This is a genomic window from Enhygromyxa salina, from assembly GCF_002994615.1.
Taxonomy (GTDB): domain Bacteria; phylum Myxococcota_A; class Polyangia; order Nannocystales; family Nannocystaceae; genus Plesiocystis; species Plesiocystis salina_A.
On the sequence record NZ_PVNK01000262.1, the window covers coordinates 1 to 5,300 of the forward strand.

At 71.6% G+C, this 5,300-nt stretch carries 5 protein-coding genes; 4 read left to right on the forward strand and 1 reads right to left on the reverse strand.

The window, feature by feature from the left end:
* Positions 1 to 93 precede the first annotated feature (93 nt).
* Complete coding sequence (locus ENSA5_RS29990) at positions 94 to 1,053, forward strand: ArsA-related P-loop ATPase (protein ID WP_181198302.1); 960 nt, start codon at positions 94 to 96, stop codon at positions 1,051 to 1,053.
* A 4-nt stretch (positions 1,054 to 1,057) separates the two neighbouring features.
* Here the strand turns inward: ENSA5_RS29990 and ENSA5_RS39605 are convergent, their stop codons facing one another.
* The gene (locus ENSA5_RS39605) at positions 1,058 to 1,609 is read right to left on the reverse strand and encodes a biotin/lipoyl-containing protein (RefSeq protein WP_106395144.1); all 552 of its coding nucleotides are present in this window, start codon (positions 1,607 to 1,609) and stop codon (positions 1,058 to 1,060) included.
* 17 nt (positions 1,610 to 1,626) lie between these two features.
* Here ENSA5_RS39605 and ENSA5_RS30000 point away from each other — a divergent pair, with 17 nt between their 5' ends.
* The 3 genes from ENSA5_RS30000 to ENSA5_RS30010 all read left to right on the forward strand — a co-directional run.
* The gene (locus ENSA5_RS30000) at positions 1,627 to 2,709 is read left to right on the forward strand and encodes an ArsA family ATPase (RefSeq protein ID WP_106395145.1); all 1,083 of its coding nucleotides are present in this window, start codon (positions 1,627 to 1,629) and stop codon (positions 2,707 to 2,709) included.
* A 68-nt stretch (positions 2,710 to 2,777) separates the two neighbouring features.
* Complete coding sequence (locus tag ENSA5_RS38525; protein ID WP_181198303.1) at positions 2,778 to 4,226, forward strand: hypothetical protein; 1,449 nt, start codon at positions 2,778 to 2,780, stop codon at positions 4,224 to 4,226.
* Positions 4,223 to 5,300 (forward strand): metallophosphoesterase family protein (locus ENSA5_RS30010; protein ID WP_146156255.1); only part of this gene is annotated, 1,078 nt, incomplete at its 3' end. The genes ENSA5_RS38525 and ENSA5_RS30010, both read left to right, overlap by 4 nt.

The following is a 5,300-nucleotide window of genomic DNA, read 5'->3' on the forward strand; positions in this document are numbered from 1 at the left end:
CCTCCCTCCCCGCCCGCGGCCGCCCCCACAGCTCCGCTGATCCCGGTCTGATCGCTCGCAATGCCAGCATAGCTGTGCCACGCTCCTGCCCCGGTGCCGGAGCTTCGACGCAGCGACCCCAGCCGCTTGCTCGCGGACCTCGAGCGCCGTCGCCTCCTGATCGTCAGCGGCAAGGGCGGCGTCGGTCGAACGACCGTCGCCGCGCTGCTCGGCTCGGCGCTCGCCGCCCGCGCTCGCAAGGTCCTGATCGCGACGACCGGCCACGACGATCGCCTCGCGTGGATGCTCGGCGGTGAGCAGCTCAGCGACCAGCCCGTCGAGATCGCGCCCGGGCTCGAGATCCAGCGCCTGGTCCCCGCGACCTGCGTCGAGGAGTACGGCGCCCTCGTGACCCGCAGCCAGCGGCTGTCGCACATGGTGTTCGGCAACAAGGTCATCCGCAGGCTGCTGCGGGCGATCCCCGGCCTCGACGACTTCGCGATCCTCGGCAAGGTCTGGCACGAGGCCGTGCGCGCGCGCAGCTACGACACGATCGTGTTCGACGGCCCGGCCTCGGGTCACCTGCGCCTGGTCCTCGGCGTGCCCCAGGCGATCCTCGAGACCGTGGCCGAGGGCCCGCTGACCGCCGAGGCCGAGGCCATGCGCAACTCGCTGCAGGATCCCTCGGTCTGCGCGGCGGTGCTCGTCGGCCTGCCCGAGCCGTGGCCGCTGACCGAGCTCGGCGAGCTCGCGACCGCCCTGCGTCGGGAGATCGGCATGGGCGCGGGCACCCTGGTCGTCAACAAGCTGTGGCCGCTGCTTCCGCCGCTGCCGCCGCGCGAGCACGACGACGCGGTCTCGAACATGCTCGCGGTCGTCGATCGGATCGGCGAGCGCGGTCGAGATCAGCGCGAGGTCGTGTCCGCGTGGCTCGACGAGCGCGCCAACACCAAGCTCGACGAAGATCTGATCACGGTCCCGTGGTGGCCCTGGGGCCTCGAGGGGCCCAAGCAACTCCGCGAGCTGCTCGCGACCATCGAAGCGGGAGGAGACGCGGCCGATGCTCCGCGCTAGCGCGTCACTCGTCGGCCGGCGGATCGGGCTCGATCTCGATCAGCACCTGCCCCGCGTCGACGGTCTCGCCCTCGGCGACCTCGACCCTGCGCACGACGCCCGCGCTCGGGGTGTGGAGCTCGTTCTCCATCTTCATGGCCTCGACGATGATCGCGGGCGCGCCGAGCTCCACGACCTCGCCCTCGCTGACGAGGATCTTGACCACGCGCCCGGGCATCGGGGCCGCGAGCGAGCCGCCGGCCGAGCCCGACGCGCCCTTGCCGAGCGCGGCCGCGAGCCGGGCCTCTTGCTCGGTCCGAACCTCGACCTGGACCCGGGCGCCGACGACCCCGACCCACGCCTCGCTCGGGCGCGGCTCGCCGGCCAGGGTCAGCTCGAGCTGGCGGGCGTCTTGAGGACCCTGCGGGCCAACGCGCACGGCGTGGGCCCCCGCGTCGGCGACCTCGAGGGCCTGTCCGTCGACGAGGATCCGGCGCTCGCCGGCCGCGTCGATCTCGATCTCGACCTCATGCTCGCGCTCGCCCACGCGTACGCGATACCCCTGGCGCTGCGTCATCGCAGGCAGGAGCCTAAGTGAAACCGCAAAGCGCGTCCACGGTGTTCAGTGATCGTCGGCTGGTGCTGTGTGTCGGGCCCGGTGGCGTGGGCAAGACGACCTGCTCGGCCGCGCTCGGGCTTCACGCGGCCAGCGAGGGCCGCAAGGTCGTCGTCGTGACGATCGATCCCTCGCGGCGACTCGCGCAGGCCCTCGGGCTCGAGACCAGCACGTCCGGTGAGGTCGTCGCGGTCGTGCGCGACGAGGGCATGCACCTCGACGCCCTGATCCTCGACGGCGGCCAGGTCTTCGACGACATCGTGCGCGACAACGCCAGCAGCCGCGCGACCGCCGAGAAGATCCTCCAAAGCCGCATCTACCGCGCGACCGCCCAGCGCCTCTCGGGCGCGCTCGAGTTCGCGGCCATGGCCCGGGTCCAGATGCTCGTCGACGCGGGCGAGCACGACCTGATCATCCTCGACACCCCGCCCACGGCCAACGCGATCGACTTCCTCGACGCGCCCAAGCGCGTCCGCGAGCTGATCGACAACCCTGGCGCGCGGCTGCTCGCGGGCACCGGTCGGATCAGCGCGAAGATCCTCGGGCTCGGCAGCTCGCTGCTCAGCCGCACGCTCGAGACGATCGGCGGCGGCCAGTTCATCGGGGATCTCGGCGCCTTCTTGCGCGAATTTGCCGACGTGCTCGAGGAATTCCACCGCCGCGGGGGCGACTTCGAGCAGCTCCTGCGCAGCCGCGCGACCGGTGTCTTGCTGGTCACGACCGCCTCGCCCTTCTCGGTCCGCGAGGCCGAGGGCTTCTTGACCCAGCTGTCCGACTACGGCCTGCGCATCGACGCAGTCGTGCTCAACCGCATCGATCCCCTGGTCCCCGAGGCGCCCCCGCGCGAGCGCCTCGACGAGGCCCTCGCCGACCCCAGCCAGGCCGATCGGGTGTGGACGGCCTACGCGGGCGCCCGCGCCCTCGCCCAACGAACCCAGCGCTCGATCGAGGCGATCACCTCGTCGACCCACGACCTGCGCGTGTGGACGGCCTCGCGCCACGTCGAGCCCCCCGACACGCTGCCCGAGCTGCGCGAATTCGGGGCCGAGATCTTCGGCTGAGATCTTCGAGTCGGATCGAATCAAACCGAGCCGCGCTGGGCCGAGTCGTGGTAACAAGCGACTCGGCGATGGTCGGTGCGCTTGTCATGGTGATGCTCGCGGGACCCCCGGAGGTGCCCGAGGAGCGAGTCGAGATCTCGCCGCCCGTGAGCACCGAGCAGTCCGAGCAGTCCGAGCCAGCCGAGCCAGCCGAGCCAGCCTCGTCGGTCGAGCCAGCCGAGCCAGCCGAGCAGTCCGAGCCAGCCGAGCCAGCCGAGCCAGCCTCGTCGGTCGAGCCAGCCGAGCAGTCCGAGCCAGCCGAGCAGTCCGAGCCAGCCGAGCCAGCCGAGCCAGCCTCGTCGGTCGAGCCGCCAGCGCCCGCGCTCGTCGAGCCCGCGCGGATCCCCCGAGTCAAGCGCTGCCTGCCCGACGCCGAGCCCTGCTATCGCACGACCAGCGCGCGCCTGCTGCTCGCGACCTTCGGTGCCGTGGCCACGGCGACCTCGGTCGCGCTCGTGTTCATCGCGGGCGACCACCAGCGCGTCGGCGACCCGGCCTACTCGTTCGCGGCGGGTGGGCTCATGGCCCTCGGCGCGGCCACGATCGGGGGGGCCATGAGCTTGCTCGGCGGCGACGGCCCGACGCTCTACGACCGCATCACCCCGCCAACCTTTGCCCTCGGGCTCGCCCTCGGCGGGTCGAGCGTGACCGACGAGTCCCTCCCCTACAGCCTCTCGGGCTCGTTCGCGCCGACCCTGTCTTTTCCCCGTGATCGCGGCCGCCTGCGCCTCCTCGGTCGCTTTGGCGGCACCCTCGGCACTCAGCTCGAGCGCGACCCACGACCGCAGGCCGCCAACGCCGACGGCAGCTTCGCGCCCGCGCTCGAGTCGAAGAGCTGGGACTTCGAGCTCGGCCTCGACCTCGCCCTGCGCCTGCCCTATCCGCTCGCGCGACGGCCCGCCAAGTTCGGTCAGCTCGGTCAGCTCGAGCTGCGCTACAAGCCGCTCGCGTTCTTCGCCCAAGACTCGCTGACCCTCGGCGACGAGCCGCGCGTCAGCGAGCGCGTCGCCCTGACGCCGATGAATCTCGGGCTCCGCTGGCACATCTCACCGCGCCAGCGCTTCACCTTCTACATGGGCCCGCGCTGGGATCTGATCGGCCACGGGACGCCCGGCAAGGTCCAGCTCGGCGCGCCCGTGCTCGGCTCGATCTACAGCGAGTCGTGGTTCGATCTCGACGTGCCGATCGTCAAGCTCGTGCGGGCCAGGCGGGCCACCGTCGTCGGCCAGTACACCCTCGGCTACATCCACTCGCGCTTTTCGGGCCCGGGCCTCGACTTTGGCGCGGTCGTCGGCTTCCTCGGCCACCTCGTCACGCAGTTCGCAATCCGCGTGCGCCCGCTCGGCTCACCGGTCGCGTATCAGCTCGAGCTCGGCGCGCGGATCGGCGGCGGCGTGAGCCCCTACGCGCGCGTGGGCGTGGTCCTACCCAATATCCGTGGCGGCGGCAGCGGCCGCGGCGGCGGAGGTCGACCATGAACACCACATCGATGAACTTCGCGTTGACCCTGGGCGTCGCCGCGGCGCTGACGAGCTGCACCGAGACCGAGTGCGCGACCCCGGACTTCAACCGGGCCGAGTGCCGCGTGCTGGCCGAGAACGGGTTCGCGCGGGTCCTGAGCTCGAGCGGGGTCGAGCTTCGCTTTCAGCGGCCCGGCGCGACGAAGGACACGGCCTCGTGGTCGGCCGAGGGCATCGTCGTCGAGCGGGGCGGCGTGCTCACGGCGCGGGTCGCCCACATGGGGGACTTCGCGCTCTCGCTGCGCAACACGACCGACGCCGAGCTCACCGTCGAGCTCGAGCTGGACAACGTCCACCCGCGGGCCGTGCTCGAGGCCGACGCCGCGCTCGTCGAGCTGTCGACGGTCGGGACGAAGCGCCAGCTCGAGATCACCGTGCCCGCCGACGGCGTGACCTGGGTCCGCGGCGGGCTCGGCCTCGCGGCGGCCTGCACCTCGAGCTTCCGCGTGCTCGTGCTCGCCGACGTCCAGACCAACCCCACGCAGTTCTCGCGCATCATCGAGCGGATCGCGCAGGAGGCGAGCGACGCCGAGGCGGCCGGGGAGCTGCTGACCGGCGTCGTCATGCCCGGCGACCTGACCGAGTCGTCGAGCGAGGACGAGTTTCGCGTGTTCGCGGATCTGCTCGAGACCGCGACCGTCCCCTTCGCGCTCACGCCCGGCAACCATGACGTCTATTCGTCCACGCTGCCCTTCTACAATCAGAATTTCGGGCCGGGCAACTACTCGTTCAATGTCTGCGATGTCCACGTTGCGATGCTCGACACCGGGTCGGGGTCGATCGCCGACTCGGTCGTCGGTCGCCTGCCCGAGCTCTTCGATGCCGACGGCGCCGCGTTCTCGCTCGCGGCCATGCACCACCCGCCCTACGCCGAGATCACCGGGGCCGGGTGGTCGCGGGAGGATCTGGCGATGCTCACGCTTGGGGAATTTGCCCATCAAGGTGGGGATCTGGTCCTCGCCGGGCACGCTCATATGTTGCGGGACTTCTCCGAGGTGCCGGTCGCGGGGGGGGAGGTCCGGGAGATCATTG

Bases quoted from the DNA above. Each gene is read 5' to 3' on its own strand.
- ENSA5_RS39605 (WP_106395144.1), bottom strand. From the start codon at position 1,609: ATGACGCAGCGCCAGGGGTATCGCGTACGCGTGGGCGAGCGCGAGCAT.
- ENSA5_RS38525 (WP_181198303.1), top strand. From the start codon at position 2,778: ATGGTCGGTGCGCTTGTCATGGTGATGCTCGCGGGACCCCCGGAGGTG.